17 protein-coding genes and 1 riboswitch are annotated in these 19,199 nt (G+C 71.9%); of the genes, 9 read left to right on the top strand and 8 right to left on the bottom strand.

Annotated features, from left to right (window positions below):
- Nucleotides 1-285: 285 nt before the first annotated feature.
- Nucleotides 286-708 carry a cupin domain-containing protein gene (locus ACZ58X_RS13525; protein ID WP_470333810.1) on the top strand — a complete coding sequence of 141 codons (423 nt, stop codon included), beginning with the start codon at nt 286-288 and terminating at the stop codon, nt 706-708.
- 57 nt (nt 709-765) lie between these two features.
- On the opposite strand, the gene ACZ58X_RS13520 is transcribed toward ACZ58X_RS13525, so the two are convergent.
- Nucleotides 766-1,047: a hypothetical protein gene (locus ACZ58X_RS13520; protein WP_470333809.1), complete on the bottom strand. Its 282-nt coding sequence runs from the start codon at nt 1,045-1,047 to the stop codon at nt 766-768.
- Nucleotides 1,044-1,457: an ATP-binding protein gene (locus ACZ58X_RS13515; RefSeq protein WP_470333808.1), complete on the bottom strand. Its 414-nt coding sequence runs from the start codon at nt 1,455-1,457 to the stop codon at nt 1,044-1,046. The genes ACZ58X_RS13520 and ACZ58X_RS13515 overlap by 4 nt, the downstream gene beginning before the upstream one ends.
- Nucleotides 1,458-1,672: 215 nt before the next feature.
- On the opposite strand from ACZ58X_RS13515, the gene ACZ58X_RS13510 reads away from it, so the two are divergent.
- The gene (locus ACZ58X_RS13510) at nt 1,673-2,527 is read left to right on the top strand and encodes a helix-turn-helix domain-containing protein (RefSeq protein ID WP_470333807.1); all 855 of its coding nucleotides are present in this window, start codon (nt 1,673-1,675) and stop codon (nt 2,525-2,527) included.
- 17 nt (nt 2,528-2,544) lie between these two features.
- Nucleotides 2,545-2,733, top strand: a complete 189-nt coding sequence (locus tag ACZ58X_RS13505; RefSeq protein ID WP_470333806.1) for a DUF397 domain-containing protein — start codon at nt 2,545-2,547, stop codon at nt 2,731-2,733.
- A 53-nt stretch (nt 2,734-2,786) separates the two neighbouring features.
- On the opposite strand, the gene ACZ58X_RS13500 is transcribed toward ACZ58X_RS13505, so the two are convergent.
- From ACZ58X_RS13500 to ACZ58X_RS13490, 3 genes are all read right to left on the bottom strand, one after another.
- A complete protein-coding gene (locus tag ACZ58X_RS13500; protein WP_470333805.1) occupies nt 2,787-3,263 on the bottom strand; it encodes a hypothetical protein in 477 nt (158 codons plus the stop codon).
- Between the two features lie 117 nt (nt 3,264-3,380).
- Complete coding sequence (locus ACZ58X_RS13495; protein ID WP_470333804.1) at nt 3,381-4,397, bottom strand: ribonucleotide-diphosphate reductase subunit beta; 1,017 nt, start codon at nt 4,395-4,397, stop codon at nt 3,381-3,383.
- Nucleotides 4,397-6,802 carry a ribonucleoside-diphosphate reductase subunit alpha gene (locus ACZ58X_RS13490; protein WP_470333870.1) on the bottom strand — a complete coding sequence of 802 codons (2,406 nt, stop codon included), beginning with the start codon at nt 6,800-6,802 and terminating at the stop codon, nt 4,397-4,399. The genes ACZ58X_RS13495 and ACZ58X_RS13490 overlap by 1 nt, the downstream gene beginning before the upstream one ends.
- A 194-nt stretch (nt 6,803-6,996) precedes the next feature.
- Nucleotides 6,997-7,137: riboswitch (cobalamin riboswitch) on the bottom strand.
- Nucleotides 7,138-7,588: 451 nt separating this feature from the next.
- Between ACZ58X_RS13490 and ACZ58X_RS13485 the strand changes: the two genes are divergently transcribed.
- From ACZ58X_RS13485 to ACZ58X_RS13465, 5 genes are all read left to right on the top strand, one after another.
- Nucleotides 7,589-8,521, top strand: a complete 933-nt coding sequence (locus ACZ58X_RS13485; protein ID WP_470333803.1) for a hypothetical protein — start codon at nt 7,589-7,591, stop codon at nt 8,519-8,521.
- Nucleotides 8,522-8,660: 139 nt separating this feature from the next.
- Nucleotides 8,661-10,115, top strand: a complete 1,455-nt coding sequence (locus ACZ58X_RS13480; RefSeq protein WP_470333802.1) for a glycoside hydrolase family 26 protein — start codon at nt 8,661-8,663, stop codon at nt 10,113-10,115.
- A 122-nt stretch (nt 10,116-10,237) separates the two neighbouring features.
- Complete coding sequence (locus tag ACZ58X_RS13475; protein WP_470333801.1) at nt 10,238-11,077, top strand: hypothetical protein; 840 nt, start codon at nt 10,238-10,240, stop codon at nt 11,075-11,077.
- A 90-nt stretch (nt 11,078-11,167) separates the two neighbouring features.
- Entirely contained in the window at nt 11,168-12,619 is a 1,452-nt protein-coding gene (locus ACZ58X_RS13470; protein WP_470333800.1) for a glycosyltransferase family 2 protein, read from the top strand.
- Between the two features lie 16 nt (nt 12,620-12,635).
- The gene (locus ACZ58X_RS13465; RefSeq protein WP_470333799.1) at nt 12,636-13,829 is read left to right on the top strand and encodes a glycoside hydrolase family 113; all 1,194 of its coding nucleotides are present in this window, start codon (nt 12,636-12,638) and stop codon (nt 13,827-13,829) included.
- 234 nt (nt 13,830-14,063) lie between these two features.
- On the opposite strand, the gene ACZ58X_RS13460 is transcribed toward ACZ58X_RS13465, so the two are convergent.
- Both ACZ58X_RS13460 and ACZ58X_RS13455 read right to left on the bottom strand, forming a co-directional pair.
- Complete coding sequence (locus tag ACZ58X_RS13460; protein WP_470333798.1) at nt 14,064-16,199, bottom strand: acyltransferase family protein; 2,136 nt, start codon at nt 16,197-16,199, stop codon at nt 14,064-14,066.
- Nucleotides 16,200-16,392: 193 nt separating this feature from the next.
- Entirely contained in the window at nt 16,393-16,887 is a 495-nt protein-coding gene (locus tag ACZ58X_RS13455) for a GNAT family N-acetyltransferase (protein WP_470333797.1), read from the bottom strand.
- 421 nt (nt 16,888-17,308) lie between these two features.
- Between ACZ58X_RS13455 and ACZ58X_RS13450 the strand changes: the two genes are divergently transcribed.
- A complete protein-coding gene (locus ACZ58X_RS13450; protein ID WP_470333796.1) occupies nt 17,309-18,268 on the top strand; it encodes a helix-turn-helix domain-containing protein in 960 nt (319 codons plus the stop codon).
- A gap of 38 nt (nt 18,269-18,306) precedes the next feature.
- Here the strand turns inward: ACZ58X_RS13450 and ACZ58X_RS13445 are convergent, their stop codons facing one another.
- Entirely contained in the window at nt 18,307-19,164 is an 858-nt protein-coding gene (locus tag ACZ58X_RS13445) for a histidine phosphatase family protein (protein WP_470333795.1), read from the bottom strand.
- Nucleotides 19,165-19,199 lie beyond the last annotated feature (35 nt).

The following is a 19,199-nucleotide window of genomic DNA, read 5'->3' as shown; positions in this document are numbered from 1 at the left end:
CGCCCCCTCCCGGCGTGAACGGCGGGAGCGGGCGGGGGAGTTCGGGGTCGGCGTGTCTCGCTTGGCGCCTCCGCCGCCTCCGGCAGTCGCAGGGGCGGCCAAGCGCAGGAAGTCGGCGGGGTCGACTTCCTGCGCACTGGTGTGTGGGTCCCGCCCGGCGTGAACGGCGGGCCGGGGTGGGGTGGTGCATCGCGGTGTTGTCCGGGCAAGTGGAGGCGCAGCTGCCGGAGGCCGGGTCACGGACCGGTGTCCCGGCGAGGGCGCAGGCCGTCGAGGGTGAGGACGATGAAGCGGTCCCGGTCGTTGCCACCCGCGTTCGTGGTCAAGGCGATGGCCGACGACACGGAAGGCCGGCTCTCGCTGCTGGAGGTGACCGTGGCGAAGGACATCCCGCGGCACACCCACCATCAGGCGGACGAATGCATCTACGTGCTGGACGGCGTCCTCGAAGTCGAGTTCGACGACCGGACGTACTCGGCGCCGAAGGGGACCTTCGTCCTGCTGCCCCACGGCGTCCCGCACGCCCTGCGCCGCGCCTCCGACCCGCCCCCGCGAGTCCTGCAGATCTCCTCGCCCGGCGGCTGGGAGCACTACGTCGAGGACCTGATCGAGGCAGGGCCAACGGTCCTCACCGACGGTCGACTGGACCCCGCGAAGATCAACCCCATCGCGGCCCGACACCACATCAGCTACCACGAGCAGGAATGAGTGCGTTCGTACGGCGGGCGTCCCGGTCGGGATGAAAGCCGGGCGGGGACGGGGAGTTCAGGGGTGGTGGCGGGTGGTGATGGTGATCGGGTGGGCGGTCCAGTCGGTGAGGTCGCCGATGTAGAGGGTGACGGACCAGCGGCCGCTGCGGGCGAGGCGGTGGGCGACGCCGGTGCCGCCGCCCGGGCCGATGCAGAGGCGGATGAAGTCCCGATGCGCGGCCCGGACCGGGCGCCGGCGGACGTGCTCCCAGAGGATCGGGAGGGCGTGGTCGAGGCTCGGGAAGACGGTCGGCAGCATGATGCCGGTGATCCCGGCCCGGACGGGGCCGGGGCTCACGCGGCGGCCCCGGCGGCGGGGGCGGTGATGTGGCACCAGATGACCTTGCCGATGCCACCCCGGCGCGGGCAGCAGCCCCACTCGGAGGCCAACTCCTGGACGAGGAACAGGCCTCGGCCGCTCTCGGAGGTGAGGGAGACGGGGAGGGGCTTGGGCTTCTCGCTGTCGGCGTCGTGCACCTCGATCCGGAGGGTGCCGTGGGGGAGGAGCTGGAGGCGGACGAAGATCAGGCGGTCGCGCGGGGTGCGGGCGTGGGTGACCGCGTTGTTGACGAGTTCGCTGAGGAGCAACTCGCCGGTGGGGAGGAGGAGTTCGCTGGCGGGGTGAGGGAGGAGGAACTCGCGGAGCTCCTGGCGGGCGTTGCGGGGGGACTTCGGGTGCCGGGGGAGCCAGCAGGTCTGTTCGCGCATGGCAGGGCCACCTCTGGAGTGTGCAGGTGAGAGCGCTGGAGAGGGCATGGGGATGCCCGGGTAGTACGGCGCCATGGTCACTCAGTGGTGACTGTGCGACTACATGCAGTAGCTTGCATCCGCACGTGTTCTGTTTGCAACTGAGACTTTGGAACTCGTTCCAAGATTCTTTGGCGGCGGTACGCTGATGGTGGTCCAAAGTGAAAGGGCGTCAAATGAGCGATGTGCGGCCGACGGTGCGCCGTCGAAGGCTGGCTGCCGCGCTGGTCAAGCTGAGGGAAGAGTCGGGTAAGACGCCCGAGGAGGCGGCTCAGCGGATCGGTTGTCACCGGACCAAAATCAGCCGGATCGAGAACGCCAGATTGGGAATCTCACTCGGCGAACTGCGTGACCTGTTGGCCTTCTATGGCGTTGACGACCAGGCCTACGTCGAGGATCTGGTGGGCTTGGCTCGTCGAGGCCGTGAGCCTGGTTGGGTGCAGCGTGCGAGCTTGGCGAGGCCGTCGTACTCGGACTTCATCGGCTACGAGGAGACGGCTGACTACATCCGGTCGTTCCAGAATGTGCTGGTGGCAGGCCTTTTGCAGACCCCGGACTATGCCCGAGCCGTGCTCCAGGCGCGACCTTCCACGCTGAGCAAGGATGAGGTCGAGGCCCTTGTGGCTGCTCGGATCGCGCGGCAGGAAGTGCTGAATCGGGCCAACCCGCCGCGTCTTTGTGTGATCGCTGGGGAAGCGGCGCTGCGAGTCCAGGTGGGAGGCGCAAAGGTCATGAGTCAACAGCTCGACCGGCTCCTGGAGATGGCGGAGCGACCCAACATCGAACTGCAGATACTGCCTGACCGAGCGGGAGCTCATGCCGGGCTCATGGGGTCGTTCGTACTGTTCAGTTTTCCTGTGCCGACGTACTCGGACGTCGTGTGCGTCGAACATCGAACGGGGACGCTTTACATGGAGACGCCGGCGGAGACTGAGGACTACACGCTGATCTTCGATTCGCTTCGGTCGATCGCCTTGAGCCCTGCTGACAGTCTCGACATGATCGCTCGGGTAGGGCAGGAGCATCGCTAAGCGGTAGAGAGGTAAGCATGTTGGTGTGGCGTAAGAGCAGTTACAGCGGGCAGGGCGGCGACTGTGTTGAGGTGGCTGACGGTGTGCTCGGCCTTGTGCCGGTGCGGGACTCGAAGGACCCGGATGGGCCGGCGCTGTTGTTCGCGGCTGAGGCCTGGGCCTCGTTCCTCGCGGGGGTCAAGGGCGGGGAGTTTTCGGCCGACTGAAACAACAGGGGTGCCCCGCGCGGGCTGTGGCCGTGCGGGGCACCCCTGCTCTCTCAGCTGAGGTTGTCGTACCAGAAGAAGATGGTCCGCAGGATGATGCCCGGGGCGCCGGCGCCGAAGCCCAGGACCATGGCCTGGCCGACCGCGACGTCCGTCGGGTCGATGCCTCGGGACCAGGTGACCTTGGCGTCGAGGCCGGGGATCGTACGTCCCGGGGCGTACGACCGGAACGTGCCCCGGGCGTGGGCGATGAGGGTGCCGTTGCGGCGCAGCTCCGCCCGACGCAGGCCCCTGGGCCGCAGTTCGTAGGTGCGGTCGCCGACGACAGCCGTCCGCGTGCGGTTGCGGGCCCGGCTGGTCGGGATGGGGTGCCCGCCCATGTTCATGGCGCCGTGGTCGCGGTCGGGGACCACCGTGACGGCGGGGATCCCGGCCCCCTGGACGCGCGCTACGACGGACGGCCAGCGGTCGTGGCTGATCTGTATCGGGCCGAACGGGCCGTCGATCACACGCTGTTGGAGCTTGGGCATGCCTGTGCTACTCCCCCTGAACACCTGAACACCTGAACACCTGAACACCTGAACACCGGATATCACACAGCGGAGCCGCCATGACGGCAGCTCCGCTGTGTGCTGAACGATATCGACCTAGAAGTCGTCGTCGAAGGAGACGGAACCCTCGACCGCGACCTGGTACGCCGACACGCGGCGCTCGAAGAAGTTGGTCAGCTCCTGGACGTTCTGGAGCTCCATGAAGCCGAACGGGTTGGTCGACCCGTAGCGGATCGGCATGCCCAGGCGGGCGAGGCGCTGGTCCGCGACGGCCTGGAGGTACTCGCGCATCGAGGCGGTGTTCATGCCGGGCAGGCCGTCGCCGCACAGGTCCTGGGCGAACTGGAGCTCGGCCTCGACGGCCTCCTCCAGCATCTCGGTGACCTGCTTGGCCATCTCGTCGTCGAAGAGGTCGGGCTCCTCCTCGCGGACGGTGTCGACCACGGAGAACGCGAAGTCCATGTGCATGGACTCGTCGCGGAACACCCAGTTGGTGCCGGTGGCCAGGCCGTGCAGCAGGCCGCGGCTCCGGAACCAGTACACGTACGCGAAGGCGCCGTAGAAGAACAGGCCCTCGACGCACGCCGCGAAGCAGATCAGGTTGAGCAGGAAGGCCCGCCGGTCTTCCTTGGTCTGCAGCGAGTCGATGTGGTCGACCGCGTTCATGTACTTGAAGCAGAACTGGGCCTTCTGGTGGATGGAGGGGATGTTCTCCACCGCGGCGAAGGCCGCGTTGCGGTCCTCCGGGTCCGGAAGGTAGGTGTCCAGCAGCGTCAGGTAGAACTGGACGTGCACGGCCTCCTCGAACAGCTGGCGCGACAGGTACAGCCGCGCCTCCGGGGAGTTGATGTGCTTGTAGAGGCTCAGCACCACGTTGTTGGCGACGATCGAGTCGCCGGTCGCGAAGAACGCCACCAGCCGGCCGATCATGTGGCGCTCGCCCTCACTCAGCTTCGCCAGGTCGGCGACGTCCGAGTGCAGGTCCACCTCTTCGACGGTCCAGGTGTTCTTGATCGCGTCGCGGTAGCGGTCGTAGAACGACGGGTACCGCATCGGGCGCAGGGTCAGCTCGAAGCCGGGGTCGAGCAGCATCTTGCGGTCGTCGGCAGTCATTACTGGCAGGCCTCGCAGGACTCGGGGTTCTCCAGGGAGCAGGCCAGCGCGGCCTCTTCCTCGGGGGTGAGGGTCGGGGTGTTGACCGGCACGGGCGCGGCGGCGCGGGCGGCGCCGGAGGCGGCCTGGGCGATCCGGGTCGCGGGGCGCGAGCGCAGGTAGTAGGTGGTCTTGAGACCGACCTTCCACGCGTAGGCGTACATCGAGCTGAGCTTGCCGATGGTCGGCGCGGCCATGAAGAGGTTCAGCGACTGGCTCTGGTCCAGGTACGGCATGCGGGCCGCGGCCAGGTCGATGAGGGCGCGCTGCGGCAGCTCCCACGCGGTGCGGTACAGCGACCGGACCTGCTCCGGCAGCCAACCGAGCTCCTGGACGGAGCCGTTGGCGTCGCGCAGGGCGTCGCGGGTCTGCTGGTCCCAGACGCCGAGCTCCTTGAGCTCGCGCACCAGGTACGGGTTGACCTGGAGGAACTCGCCGGAGAGGGTCTCGCGCTTGAACAGGTTGGACACCTGCGGCTCGATGCACTCGTAGACGCCGGCGATGGAGGCGATGGTCGCGGTCGGGGCGATCGCGAGCAGCAGCGAGTTGCGCAGGCCGGTCTCGGCGATGCGGGCGCGCAGCGCCGTCCAGCGGTCGGTCCACTCCGGGGCGGCGCTCGGGAAGTGGTCGATGTGCAGCTCGCCGCGGGCGGCGCGGGTCTCGCCGTAGGCCTCGTGGCGGCCGAGCTGCTCGGCCAGGTCGGCGGAGCGCTCGTACGCGGTGAGCATGATGCGCTCGGCGATCAGCGTGGACAGGCGGGCGGCCTCGGCGGAGTCGAAGTCGATCCGCAGCTTGAAGAAGACGTCCTGGAGGCCCATCACGCCGAGGCCGACCGGCCGCCAGCGGGAGTTGGAGGTGCCGGCCTCGGTGGTCGGGTAGAAGTTGATGTCCACCACGCGGTCGAGGAAGGTCACGGCGGTGCGGACGGTGGCGTCGAGGCGCTCCCAGTCCATGGCGCCGAGCAGGTCGTCGGCCGTGGCACCGGGGGCGACGTGCGCGCCGAGGTTGACCGAACCCAGGTTGCAGACGGCGGTCTCGGAGTCGTCCGTGACCTCCAGGATCTCGGTGCACAGGTTGGAGGAGTGCACCGTGCGGCCGGGCAGCGCGGTCTGGTTGGCGGCGCGGTTGGAGGCGTCCTTGAAGGTCATCCAGCCGTTGCCGGTCTGCGCGAGGGTGCGCATCATGCGGGCGTAGAGGGTCTGCGCCGGGATGGTGCGGACGGCCTTGCCGGCCAGCTCGGCCTTGCGGTAGGCCTCGTCGAAGTCGGCGCCCCACAGGTCGACCAGCTCGGGGACGTCGGCGGGGGAGAACAGCGACCAGTCGGCGTTGGCGTTCACGCGGCGCATGAACTCGTCCGGGATCCAGTGGGCCAGGTTGAGGTTGTGGGTGCGGCGCGCCTCCTCACCGGTGTTGTCGCGGAGCTCCAGGAACTCCTCGATGTCGGCGTGCCAGGTCTCCAGGTAGACGCAGGCCGCGCCCTTGCGGCGGCCGCCCTGGTTGACGGCGGCGACCGAGGAGTCGAGGGTGCGCAGGAACGGGACGATGCCGTTGGACTTGCCGTTGGTGCCGCGGATCAGGCTGCCGCGCGAGCGGATGCGCGAGTAGGACAGGCCGATGCCGCCGGCGTGCTTGGAGAGGCGGGCGATCTGCGCGTAGCGGTTGTAGATCGAGTCCAGGTTGTCCAGCGGGGAGTCCAGCAGGTAGCAGCTGGACATCTGCGGGTGCCGGGTGCCGGAGTTGAAGAGCGTCGGCGAGGAGGTGAGGTACTCCAGGCGGCTCATCAGGCCGTACAGCTCGGACACCTCGCGCACGGACTGCTCGGTGTCGCCGACCGCCAGGCCGCAGGCGACGCGGAGCAGGAAGTGCTGCGGGGTCTCGATGACCTTGCGGGTGATCGGGTGGCGCAGCAGGTAGCGGGACTGGACGGTGCGCAGGCCGAAGTACTCGAAGCGGTCGTCGCCCTCGGTGTCGACGAGCGCGTTCAGGGCGTCGGCGTGCTTGGCGACGAAGGCCGCGGTGGTGTCGCCGATCAGGCCCTCGGCGTGGCCGACGGCGATCGAGGCGGAGAAGGAGACCGAGCCCTGGCTGTTCGCCTCGTCGACGATCTCCAGGGCGAGCAGGCGGGCGGCCAGCTTCGAGTACTGGGGGTCCTCGGCGATCATCGACGCGGCGGCGTCCACGGCCAGCCCGCGCAGCTCGGCGAAGTCCGAGCCGGCGTGGCGGCCGCGCAGCGCGGCGGCGGCGACATGGCCGGGGTCGACCTCGGTGAGGTCGGCGCTGCGGTCGGTGAGCAGCCGCAGGAGAGCACCGCCGGGGTCGGAGACCGTCGGGTCGGTGAAGGCGGTACCGGAGCCCTGGGCGGGCAGGGTGACTGAGGCAGCGGTGGTCAAGGCGCTCTCTCCTGGCGGCGATCGTGCGGCGGTGATCGGGGTCACCCGGGCCGATCTGGGCAGGGGAGCACGGCGCGAACGCGGAAAGCGTCGCGCGAGGTGTCTCCCCGGCCCGCCCGCGAGGCCCGGAGGGGTGGTGCTGGTGCTTGGCGCGGCCTCTGCGGGAGGGCCGTGGCGCACGCTGTTCGGCAGGTACTCGGACTCGCGGTACGGCTGCTGGAGCCGCCCGCACACCGCTGCGGGGCAGTCCCGGATTCCCACCGGGTTCCCCTGCATCGACAGCAGAAGCGAGCATACATGTAGTGGTGTCTCCTCGATGCGACACCACATGTAGTACGGCGTGGTGTGTTGTCGCGATGACGGGTTGTGCCCGGGCCACTGGCGGTTCGTGGTCGTCCGAGGCCCGGAAGCACGCTCCGGACGTGTCGCGGACGCCCGCCGGACGCCCCGGATCCGGGTGCCGGACACCCGGGGCCGGCGCGCCGGGCGTCCTGGTTTCGATACGGAACGGTCACCGGGCCGAGGGACGGTGGGGGTGATGCCCTACGATCTGGGCGCATGAGCGACGGAACTGGTGTACCTGGGCACGGGCCGCAGGGGACGCCTCCCGCCGGGTCGGGGGGCGCGCAGAATCAGCAGCCGGTGGGGCCGGGTCCGGTGCCGCCGCCGGGCGGTGGGTTCGGCCCGCCGCCGGCCTCGTACGGACCGGTGGCGCCGGCCGCGCAGCCGTTCTCCCAGCCCGTCCCGCCGGTGCCCCAGCCGGTGCCCCAGCCGGTTCAGCCGCCGGCTCCGCAGCCGCAGTGGCAGCAGCCCCCGCAGCAGTCGGTTCCCCCGCAGCAGCCGGTCGCGCCTCAGCAGCCGGTTCCGCCGCAGCGCGTCGAGCCGGACTGGGCGGCGCTGGCGGACCGCAACGAGGCCGATGGCAGGCGCAAGCGCCGGGTGAAGATCATCGGCGGCGCGGTGGCCGTCGTCCTGGTGGGCGGTCTGGTCACGGGCGGAGTGCTGCTGTTCGGCAAGAAGGACGACCCGGGCAAGCGCGGTGGCGGTGCGGTCGCGTCCGTGTCCGCCTCGGGCAAGCCGACCCCCGGCCCGTCGACCGGCGGCGCGACCCAGGGCGGGCAGCCGGACGACCCGTCGAAGCCGATCTGGGAGGTCGCCACCGACCCGGCTCCGCAGGACGCGGGGGCGCTGTTCTCCGCGCTGCAGGTGACGGTCAATGGCGCGTCCTGGAACCGGACCGTGGTCGCGCTGGACCAGCCCTGCTGGGACGGCAACTCCACCACCGGCGGGCTCGGCAAGGTCCTCGGGGACCAGGGCTGCCAGAAGGTGCTCCGGGCGACGTACGTCTCCGGCGACAGCGCGGTGACCGTCGGCGTCGCGGTCTTCGACCACAAGATCCAGGCCGAGACGGCGATGAAGAACTACGCCGGGCAGCTCAAGGGCCTGCCCGCGCCGGGCGCCCCGGCGTTCTGCGCCAACCCCGGCTGCACCGGCACGCACAGCAGCCTGGGCCGGTACGCCTACTTCACCGTCGAGGGCTCGGCGAAGGGCGGCAACGCCCCCGATGCCACCGCGACCGCGGCGTCCTCCGGGTTCGCCGAGCACGTGAAGGCCCAGCTGCTCCAGCGGGCCAAGGCAGCGGGCTCGGCCACGCCGGGTTCGCAGGGCACGCCGACGGCCGCCGCGACCGGCTGACCCGCTGCGACACCCCGGCCCCGGCGGACCCGTTCGCCGGGACCGGGGGAGTGTGGCAGGCTCTCGTCGGAGTCATTCGTACGCGTGTTCCGGTTGCGTCCGTGGGGGTCGGCGCCGGCGAGAAACCGGAGGAGCGGTCGTGGCCCTGCCCAGAGCCCTGCGCGGTAAGCCGGCCGTCCTGGCCGCGGCCGGCATCGTGGTCGCCGCCGGCAGCCTCGCGCTGCTGGACCGCGACGACCGGACCGGTGCCGGACTGCCCGTCCGGGTCCCCGTGTCGGTCGGCGCCCCCGGCCGGACCCTGCCGCCGGACGTGGGCCGGGACCTGCTGGCCCGGGACCCGCAGGCCTCGCCGAACGCCCGCGCCGTCCAGCAGTTCCTCGCGGACCTGGAGGCCCAGGCCCGTACCGGGCACAGCGGCGGCACGGTGATCGGCCAGCACGTCGAGGCGCACAACGAGCGCAACAACCCGGAGTACGGCGACTACCGGGGCACCAAGCAGGTCGGCTACTACTACAAGAAGGCCGCCGACATCACCGGCCGGCTGCCCGGCTTCCTGGAGACCGACCTCGGCCCCGGCTACGGCCAGAACGCCTGGGGCGTCGGCAACCCGCGCTCCTACTCGGCCGGCCGCTGGCCCACCTGCCGCACCGGCTGGCAGTACACCGACGACGCCGTCGACCTGATGACCGCTGTCTGGTCCGGGCACCCGCGCGCCGACGACGGCACCTACGACGGCGCCGGTGTCCAGCAGAACTGCGACGGCAGCACCACCGAACTGCCGGACAACGGCGGGGCCCCGGCCGGGATCGTCGGCATGTCCTTCCACGAGCCCTATCCCGGATCCGGCGTCAAGTCCTTCGACCGGGTGCTCTGTTCGAACTCCCCGGCGGCCAAGGACCCGGGCTGGTTCGGCCGGGTCGTGGACGCCGGGGGCGACACCCCCGAGTACCGCGCACTGATCACCGACCTGTCCTACCTGGCCGACCACCTGGAGTACCTGGCCGCCCACGACGTACCGGTGCTGCTGCGGCCCTACCACGAGATGAACGTCCAGGACTGTGCCAGCCGGTTCTGGTGGGCGGGCCAGAAGCCGGCCGACTACCAGGCGCTGTGGCGGATCACCTACAAGTACCTGGTGGAGACCAGGGGCCTGCACAACCTGCTGTTCGTCTGGACACCGGTGTCCTGGGACGGCGCCCCGGGCGTGGACCCGTGGGACTACTACCCGGGCTCCCAGTACGTCGACGTGGTGGGGGTGGACGACTACAGCGGCAGCCCGGCGCACCCGATCGGCACCGGCGAGGTGTGGACCAAGCGGTACTACGACGGGCTCGCCGCCTACCACAAGCCGCGGATGCTCGCCGAGTCCTTCGCCGTGCCGGTCAACGCCCGCCAGCCGGACACCCTCAGCCGCACCCCCTGGACGATCTGGACGGTCTGGGGGCAGTCCCTCACCTCCGACAACCTGGCCCCGGACCAGCCCCGGAACTCCGGTGCGGACGTCAACGCCACCTACCACAGCCCGCTGGCGATCACCGGCGGCTCCGGGCCGTCCGGCGGGAGTCTCGACTGGGGCGGGCTGCACGTCCGCTGATCGGTCCGGAACCGTTGAACCGGCGGAATTCCGGGTCCGTTGTGCCGTGTGGCATCCTGTGGCGGCGAAACCCGAGGGTTCGGCGGACGGTCGGGAGAGGACCGGAGGGGCGGGGTGCGGGGATGACACAGGCACGTCCGATACGCGGGGCCGGTGGCCTGGCGGTCGGCTGGGGCGTGGTGCTGCTCGGCTGGGCGGCCTACAACTGCTTCGGGCAGGTCGGCTTCGCGACCTACCTCAAGGGCATCTTCTACTACGGCGGGACCTCGGTGGACGCCGAGACCGGGAGCCTCAACTACGGCCTGCTGTACCTGGCCGCGGGCATCCTGCTGCTGCGCGGGCGCGACTGGGCGCTCGGCGTGGCGGCGGGCGTGGCACTGGTCGAGGGCTACAACCGGGTGCGCAGCCTGACCGGCGCGCTGCTGGACGAACCGCAGCGCCAGTGGTTCACGGGGACGACCGAGGGCGGGCTGAAACTCGCCACCTTCGCGCTCGGCGTGGTCGTCACCGCGACGTTGATCGTGCTGCTCGCCCGCTCCAAGTGGCGGGAGCAGCCGGAGGGCTCTTCGGCCGGTACGCCTTGGCCGCTCGCGCAGAGCGCTGCTCCGGCCGCGCCGCTGCCGGGTCCGTACGGAGTGCCGCAGCCGGGGCAGCCTCAGCCCGGGTGGCCGGAGCAGCCGCCGGCCCAACCGGTGTGGTACCAGCAGCCGCAGGCCCAGCCCGCCGCCTGGCCACCTGCGCAGCCCCAGCCGGTGCAGTCCCAGCCGGCACCGCCCGTGCCGGGCCCGTACGCCCAGCAGCCGCCCCAGGCGGCGCCGACGTACCAGCCGACCGCGGTCCAGCAGCAGTGGCCCGCCGCCCCGCCCGTGCCCGGCCCGCAGGCCGCCGGCCCGGTGGCCCCCGGCCCGGTCGTGCCGCCGCCCGCCGACGCGCCGCCGACGCAGCGGCCGCCGCAGGCCTGACCGCCCGCCGCTCGGCCGCGCCCCGTACACCGGGGCCGGACCGACCGGACCGACCGCCCGCCCGACACCAGACGAGGAACGACTTCCGCCATGACGTCCACAGCCCCAGCGCGGACGGTGCTCACCACGTCCCGCGAGGCCGCCCGGCTCGCCGAGCGACAGATGTCCTGGAAGCCCCGGGTGCTGCCGTTCTACATCGCCTTCGCGATCATCTTCGCCTTCTCGATCTGGGCGTACGTGCCGAACCCGACCCCGCTCGGCTGGGCGATCACCATCCTGTGGGGCATGCCGGTGTTCGGCGTGCTGATCGGCTTCCAGGGGGTGCTGATGGTCCGCCGACGGCTGCGGCAGGTGGACCGGATGACCCCGCCCGCGCCGGCCGAGGACGACTTCCTGATCGTGCTGGTGCCGACCATCGGCCGGCACGACACCTACCCGGCGCTGGAGCGCTCGGTGCTCTCGTACGTCGAGCACCTGCCGCCGTACTTCCCCTGGATGAGGGTGGACATCCTCACCGAGGAGGGCTGCGCCGCTGCCGAGAAGATCGACGAGCTGGCCGAACGCCACCCGCTGATCCGGGTGGTGACCGTGCCGAAGGCGTACGAGACGGCCAACGGCACCAAGTTCAAGGCCCGCGCCAACCACTACTCGCACGAGCTGCGGATCGAGGAGGGTGAGGCGCAGGACGACGTCTGGGTGCTGCACATGGACGACGACACCGGCGTCGGGCCGGACACCGCCGCCGCCGTCGCCCAGTTCGTCAACCGGCAGCGCCGGGCCGGGGACGACGCCAAGCACATGGCGCAGGGCATCCTGACGTACCCCCGGGAGAACGCCGTCTCCACCTTCACCTGGCTCGCCGACGCGATCCGCCCGGCCGACGACATCGCCCGCTTCCGGGCGATGACCGGCACCGGTACCCCGATCGCCGGCGTGCACGGCGAACTGCTGATCGTGCGCTCCTCGGTGGAGGCCACCATCGGCTGGGACTTCGGGCCGAAGACCATCGTCGAGGACGCCCAGATGGCGCTGAACTTCTGCCAGCGCTACCCGGGCCGCAGCGACTGGTTCAACGGGCGCTGCTACGGCGCCTCGCCGGCCGGCGTCAAGGACTTCCTCAAGCAGCGCGAGCGCTGGGCCTGGGGCCTGGTCGCGCTCTGCTTCAACAAGACCATCCCGCTGCGGTACCGGCTGTTCATCGGGATGGGCATGGTCAGCTGGGTGCTCGGCCCGCTGCAGCACGTCGGCCTGGTGCTGATGGTCGCCTGGTTCACCGGCACCTGGAACACCTCACCGGTCACCCAGTCCGTGGTGCTGCTGTGGGCGATCAACTTCGCCTACGTGATCTGGACCTACTGGGAGGGGCTGCGGCTGAACGTGGTCGCCTCGGCCAACCACCGGCGCAAGTGGTGGGAGCCGATCGTCGTGGTGGCCTGCATCCCGGTGTTCTCCTTCCTGGAGGGCTGGGGCGGGCTGCGGGGGCTGATCAAGTTCCTCAAGCGCGAGGAGAACAAGTTCGTCGTCATCGCCAAGCCGGCCTGATCGGAAGTCACGACCGTTGAAGCGCCCCGCCATCTTCATCCTGCCGACCGTCGTCGTCGCCGTCGCCGTGACGGTCCCCGTGGTGTGGGGGGACCACCCGATCCGGTTCGACCACCAGCGGCCCACCACCGTGCACCTCGCCGCCCCCACCGAGCAGGGCCGGGTCTGGGGTTTCGGCAAGGACACGCCGCCGGTCGAGGACACCGGCCCCAAGGTGGCCCGTCCGTGGACCAAGGGGAGCCCCGAGTGGGGCGTACAGGTGTACTGGCTGGACGACCCGGCGGACCCGGACAACTTCGTCCAGGGCAAGGTCGACCGCATCGTCAAGTACGTGGTCGGGCTGAACGCCAATTCCCTGTCGGTGACGTTCCCGTACTACACCACGGGTACCAAGTCGAACGCCGTCGCCGCCCGGCCGACCTCGCCCACCCCGGAGCGCCTCGCCCTGCTGCTGGACGCCGCCCACCGGGCGGGTCTGCGCACCACCGTGCGTCCGATCATGGACGAGGACGTGTTCGACTACGTCCACACCCTCAAGTGGCGCGGCAACATCACGCCGACCGACCGGGACGCCTGGTTCGCCAGCTACGCCGCCTTCCTCGCGCCGTACCTGAAGACCGCCCAGGAGCACTCCGTGGCGGAGTTCACCCTCGGCACGGAGTTCAACTCACTGGAGGGCGACCCGCACTGGCAGGGCCTGGTCGACGAGGCCAGGAAGACCTTCCACGGCGAGCTGGCGTACGACGCGAACTTCGACAACTGGGCCAAGGGCCCGATCGCGGTACCCGTCGACGGGACGGGCGCGGACGCCTACCCGCCGGCCAAGAACTCCGACGACGACGCCCCGATCGCCGACCTGAAGGCCAGCTGGAACGCCTGGCTCGACAAGCGCGGTACGGGCCCGCAGCCGACCACCAAGCTCACCGAGGTGGGCATCCCGGCGCAGAAGGGCGCGTACAAGACGCCCGGTGAGTACTACAAGAAGACCGAGGTGAACGAGGCCGTCCAGGCCACCTGGTTCACCGCGGTCTGTCAGGTCGCCCAGGAGCGCAAGCTGCGCGGGGTGTACTTCTGGTCGCTGTACTTCGGCATCGACCCGACCCTGCCGGTCACCCCGGACACCCCGCGGATGGACTACGCCGGGCGCCCGGGCTCAGAGAAGGCGATCCGCGACTGCTTCGCGCAGACCTACCAGATCCCGCAGTCGTAGGGCCCGTCTTCAAACCCCCGCCTGCGGGCCGACGCTGGGGCACGCACCTCGCCGCGTTGTCGTCGGTCGCCAATGGCCCCCAGCCTTCGGCCGGGAGGTGCCCCCACCGCATGGACTCCCTCCTCCGCCTTGCGATGCACGCACCCCAACGCCGCCCCGCCCGCCCTCCGGGCGGACGACGGGGGCTTGAAGACGGGCCCTAGCGGGCCCCTGGTGGGGCCCGGCGCAGGTCCGCTAGGGCTGGGGCTCGGCCGGGTGTTCGCCGGCGCCCGGGGTTCCCTTGGGGGTCGGCGTCCGGGCCGGCTTGGCCGGGGTCGGGCGGCCCGTCGGCCGGGTGCTCGCCGTCGGCGTGGGGGTGGGGGTGGGCGTCGGGGTGGAGCTGGGCGTCGCGGTCGGGGTCGGTGCGGGCGCCGGTGCGGCCGGGGACTGCGGCTGGGCCCCGGACAGCCCGTCCGCGATCTGCTTCTCCAGCCACGGGGTCACGAACCGCATGCCGGCTGGGGTCAGGTGCACCCCGTCGTTGGCCGGGGTGACCCAGTGGCCGTCCTTGTCCTTCCACACACAGGTGTCGTACGGGCAGTAGAAGGTGTCGAGGTCGACCAGTCGGACGGTGCCGCCGGCGGCCTTGACGAAGTCGCCGACCTGCTGGTTGTAGCAGGTGCCCCAGGTCTTGCCGATGGCGCCGTTCTCGACGCGCTCGTTCATCAGCAGCACCCGGGCGGCGGGTGCCCGCCGGCGGACCTGCTCGACGGCCTGGGTGAGCTCGGTGCGGTACCGGCTGCGGTAGTCGTCGTCGCAGGGGTTGAGCCAGGTGCCGTCCAGGTACTGCTCGGCCGCGTCCCAGCCGAGGTGGATCACCACGGCCTCCGGCGCGGCGGAGGCGACCTGGCGGTCCCACTCGGCCGCCCGGTTCCGGCAGTCGGAGCTGGTCTCGAACTCCGTCCCGGAGACGGTGCGCACCTTGTCCGGGTCGAACACCCCGCAGCCGCTGATGCCGCCGTCGACCACCCGGTAGCGGTCACCGTCCCGGTACAGGCCGGTGGCGAGGTCCTGGGCGAAGGAGTCGCCGAGCACCAGGACCATCGGCTTGCCGCTCGGCCCGGACCGCATGTCGTGGGTGACCCAGGCCGGCAGGTACCAGGCCCCGGCGGTGGCCACCGCGGTCGTGACGGCCAGCAGCGGGATGGCCGGGAAGGCCCGCCAGCGCAGCACCCGCAGCTTCTCCGTCGCGGTGTGCAGCAGCCAGGCCAGCACCCAGGAGACCGGGCCGCCGATCAGCAGCAGCTTCTGCGGCGAGATGTCGTCGACGTAGTGCTGCAGCAGCCAGTACACCGGCAGATGGAGCAGGTAGAGGCTGTACGAGATGGTGCCGGTGAGCCGCAGCGGGGGAAGCGACAGCAGCCGTACCAGGGGGCCGCGGTCGTGGCAGAGCGAGGCGGTCAGCACGGCGGCGAGCGCCGCGACCAGGGCCAGTCCGCCCTGGTAGAGCCAGGGTTCGTGGTAGCTGCCGACGGACAGGCTGGCCCAGACCAGGCCGCCGAGGGCCGCCGTGCCGACCAGGGTGGGCAGGGCGGTGCCGCCGCGGCGGGCCGAACGGGGGGCGTCGGCGGTGGCGCGGGCCTTGCGGCGCAGCCACAGGTGGACCGCGAAGGCGGCGGTGGCGCCGGCCGCGAAGCCGACGGCGCGGGTCTCGGTGCCGAGGTAGAGACGGTCGCTGTTGCCGCCGTTCCACATCAGCGGGGCGACGAGCGCGGAGGCCGCGAACAGGACGGCGGTGGCGATGCCGGTGGCACGCAGCGAGCGGCGGCACAGGCCGAAGACCATCAGGAGCAGCAGCGGCCAGACCGCGTAGAACTGCTCGGTGATGCTGAGCGACCACATGGCCGCCAGCGGGTCGATCGAGGCGAAGTGCTGCCAGTAGGCGTCGCCGCGGGACAGCTGGGCCCAGTTGGCGACCTGGGCGAGCGTGGCGAGAGCCTGCGGGCGCAGGTCCCGGACGTCCCGGAGCGGGCTGACCAGGGCGGACAGTCCGACGACCAGGATGATGGTGGCGAGCAGTCCGGGCAGCAGCCGCTTGGCGCGGCGGCGGTAGAAGACGCCGAGCCGGATGCCGTCGGTGCGGTCCAGCTCGCGGATCAGCACCAGGCTGACCAGGAAGCCGGAGAGCACGAAGAAGACGTCCACGCCGAACAGGCCGTTCTGGAACCAGTCGGTGTGGTACAGCAGCACCGAGGCGATCGCGAGGCCGCGCAGCCCGTCGACCGCCTTGAAGCGGACCGAGGGCGGCAGCGGGCCGCGTGGTACGGGGGGCGGTGCGGGGATCGCGTAGCGGCTGGAGGTCGGGGCCTCGATGCCCCGTGCCTCGCGCATGTCCTGGAGCGTCGGGCCGCTTCCGGGCATGCTGAGGCCGGGCCCGTCGTCCATGTGGTGCGTCCCCCCGGTCGATCGACTGTCGCGACGTGTCGAAGACATGTCTTGATCTGTGGTTTATATCAAAAGACGCCTGTTGATCGTCTGGCCGTCACCGGGCCGGGGGAGGGGCCGGTGAACTGCTGCCGGGTCCTCAGAACGCCATGGTGTAGACCATCAGGTCCATCCCCGGGTACGGGGCCCAGTCCCGTTCGGGGGTGCGGCGGAAGCCGACCCGCTCGTAGACGCGGTGGGCGGCGGTCATCTCGGGGCGGGTGGAGAAGGCCATGCCGGCCAGGCCGAGTTCGCGGGTGCGGGTGACGCAGGCGCGGACCAGGGCTTCGCCGACGCCGCGGCCGCGGGAGGCGGCGGCGGTGGCGAGCATCCGTATCTCGCCCTCCCGCGGGGTGGCGATGTCGGCCCACTCGGTGCCGCCGACGGCGAAGGTCACGCAGCCGAGGACCCGCTCGTCGGCCCCGTCGACGGCGACCAGGAGCTCGGCCTCGCGGGAGCGCCGCCCGGCGTCGCGGAGCAGCTCGACGTAGCCGCTCGTGGGCTGGGTGTAGCCGTCGCCGACGAAGGCCTCGACGGTGATCCGGCCGGCGTCTTCGAGGTCCCGGGGGAGGGCGTGGCGGATGAGGTAGTCCATCGGGCCAGTGTGCCGGAGCCCGGTGCGGCGACCGGGCCGGGGGTCGGGCGGAGCGGCAGGTCAGCGGCGTCGGCGGCGGGGGTGACGGCGGTGGGGGTGACGGCGGCGGGGCCGGCGGCCGGGGCGCCGTGCAGCCGGTCGGCGCGGTGCGGGTCGGCGGGGTAGCCGCCGGGGCGGTGGTAGTTGTCGCGGCCGGCCGCGGGGCCGCGGGAGAGCTCGCGGCCGATCAGGGTGCCGAGCAGGCCGAAGCCGCCGACCGCGCCGGCCAGGGCGAGTGCGCTTGCGAGGGTGCCGGATTCCATGGCCACCACTGTGGCCGGGCGGCGCCCGGGCCGACGAGTGGCAGGAACGCCGGGTTGCCTCGAAATCCTGCCAGCCGGGGGCTTCCCGGCGCCCGGCCCGGCGGGGCATCCTGGGCGGCATGCTGAGGAACGTGGTCGCGGTGGTGCTGGAGGAGGTCCACCCCTTCGAACTGGGCGTGGCCTGCGAGGTGTTCGGCCTGGACCGGACCGCGGACGGGCTGCCCGGCTACGACTTCGCGCTGGCCGGCGCCCACCCCGGGCCGCACGCCACCCACTCCGGGTTCACGGTGGACGTCCCGTACGGCCCGGAGCGGCTCGCCGACGCGGACCTGGCGGTGGTCACCGCCTCGGGGATCCGCGACGCCTACCCGGAGCCGCTGCTGGCGGCGCTGCGCGCGGTGGTGGCGCGCGGCGGCCGGGTGCTGTCCATCTGCAGCGGCGCCTTCGTGCTGGGCGCCGCCGGGCTGCTGGACGGCCGCCGCTCCACCACCCACTGGCGCTACACCGACGACCTGGCCGACCGCTTCCCGGGGACGGCGGTGCAGCCGGACGTGCTGTACGTGGACGACGACCCGGTGGTGACCTCGGCCGGTACGGCGGCCGGCATCGACGCCTGCCTGCACCTGGTGCGCACGTTCCAGGGCGCCGAGGTGGCCCGGGGGATCGCCCGCCGGATGGTGGTGGCGCCGCACCGGGAGGGCGGACAGGCGCAGTTCGTGAACCGCCCGCTGCCGGAGGGCGGCGGCGACTCGCTGGCCCCGCTGCTGGACTGGATGCGCCACCACCCGGACCAGGAGGCGACCGTCGAGCAGCTGGCCGCCCGGGCGCACATGTCGCCGCGCACCTTCGCCCGGCGCTTCCAGCAGGAGACCGGCACCACCCCGCACCGCTGGCTGGTGGGGCAGCGGGTGCTGCTGGCCCAGCGGCTGCTGGAGTCCACCACCGAGTCGGTGGACGCGATCGCGGCCCGCTGCGGCTTCGGCAACGCCGCGGCGCTGCGGCACCACTTCGGGCGCCGGCTGGGCACCACGCCGCTGGCCTACCGCCGCTGCTTCGCCGACCCGGCGGTCGCGCGGTGACCCGGCGGTCGTGCGGTGACCCGACGGCCGACGGTCCGTCAGTCGTCCTCGCCCGTCAGGTGGTCGACGCCGTTCCAGCGGTCCGGCCGCAGCCGCCCGTCCTGGGCCCGCCACAGGCTGGTGGAGCAGTTGTGCACCGCGCCGAGTTCGGTGAGCTGCCGCTCGGTGAGCCGGTCCAGCGCGTAGCGCAGCATCAGCACCGTGCAGTCGTGGGCGACCAGCAGGACGGGCCGGCCGGCCTCCTCCTCGCAGACGTCCCGCAGCAGGCTGCGCACCCGCAGGGCGACGTCGGCCCAGGACTCGCCGCCGGGCGGGCGGTAGTACAGCTCGCCCATCTTGCGCCGCCGGGCGGCCTCCTCCGGGTGCTTGGCCTCGATGGCGGCCTTGGGCAGCATCTCCAGGATGCCGAGTTCGCGGTCGCGCAGCCGCTCGTCGTAGCGGACGGCCAGGGTGACGGGCACGGCGCCGAGGCCGGCGGCCTGGGCCAGCGCGATCCGGGCGGTCTCGGCGGTGCGCACGTACGGCGAGCACCAGACGCTGCGCGGCCGGTCGGCGCTGGGCAGGGCGGCCCACCAGCGGCCGAAGGCCTGGGCCTGCTGCTGGCCGCGCAGGGACAGCGGGATGTCGGCGTCCCGGCAGCTGATCGGGACGCTGAGCGCGCCGACGGCCTCGGCCAGCTGGAACTCGACGTTGGCGGTGGACTCGCCGTGCCGGGTGGCGATCAGCACGGACGGCAGCCGGGTGGCCGCCGCCGGGCGGTGGGCGGTGACGTGGGGGTGGTGCTGGCCCTGGGCGGACTGGCTCTGAGCGGTCTGGTGCTGGCCGTTCTGGTGCTGGGCGTTCTGGTGCTGGGTGGACTGGTGCTGGCCGTTGAGGGTGGTGCCGAGTTCTGCCATGGCCGCGAGCTCCCCGTGGGTCGATCAGGTTCCGG

The sequence above is a fragment of the Kitasatospora sp. NPDC040550 genome (assembly GCF_055594965.1).
This window is presented reverse-complemented; position numbering and strand designations above follow the sequence as displayed.

Bases quoted from the DNA above. Each gene is read 5' to 3' on its own strand.
- ACZ58X_RS13525 (WP_470333810.1), top strand. From the start codon at position 286: ATGAAGCGGTCCCGGTCGTTGCCACCCGCGTTCGTGGTCAAGGCGATG.
- ACZ58X_RS13515 (WP_470333808.1), bottom strand. From the start codon at position 1,457: ATGCGCGAACAGACCTGCTGGCTCCCCCGGCACCCGAAGTCCCCCCGC.
- ACZ58X_RS13510 (WP_470333807.1), top strand. From the start codon at position 1,673: ATGAGCGATGTGCGGCCGACGGTGCGCCGTCGAAGGCTGGCTGCCGCG.
- ACZ58X_RS13505 (WP_470333806.1), top strand. From the start codon at position 2,545: ATGTTGGTGTGGCGTAAGAGCAGTTACAGCGGGCAGGGCGGCGACTGT.
- ACZ58X_RS13500 (WP_470333805.1), bottom strand. From the start codon at position 3,263: ATGCCCAAGCTCCAACAGCGTGTGATCGACGGCCCGTTCGGCCCGATA.
- ACZ58X_RS13495 (WP_470333804.1), bottom strand. From the start codon at position 4,397: ATGACTGCCGACGACCGCAAGATGCTGCTCGACCCCGGCTTCGAGCTG.
- ACZ58X_RS13475 (WP_470333801.1), top strand. From the start codon at position 10,238: ATGACACAGGCACGTCCGATACGCGGGGCCGGTGGCCTGGCGGTCGGC.
- ACZ58X_RS13470 (WP_470333800.1), top strand. From the start codon at position 11,168: ATGACGTCCACAGCCCCAGCGCGGACGGTGCTCACCACGTCCCGCGAG.
- ACZ58X_RS13460 (WP_470333798.1), bottom strand. From the start codon at position 16,199: ATGCGCGAGGCACGGGGCATCGAGGCCCCGACCTCCAGCCGCTACGCG.
- ACZ58X_RS13455 (WP_470333797.1), bottom strand. From the start codon at position 16,887: ATGGACTACCTCATCCGCCACGCCCTCCCCCGGGACCTCGAAGACGCC.
- ACZ58X_RS13450 (WP_470333796.1), top strand. From the start codon at position 17,309: ATGCTGAGGAACGTGGTCGCGGTGGTGCTGGAGGAGGTCCACCCCTTC.
- ACZ58X_RS13445 (WP_470333795.1), bottom strand. From the start codon at position 19,164: ATGGCAGAACTCGGCACCACCCTCAACGGCCAGCACCAGTCCACCCAG.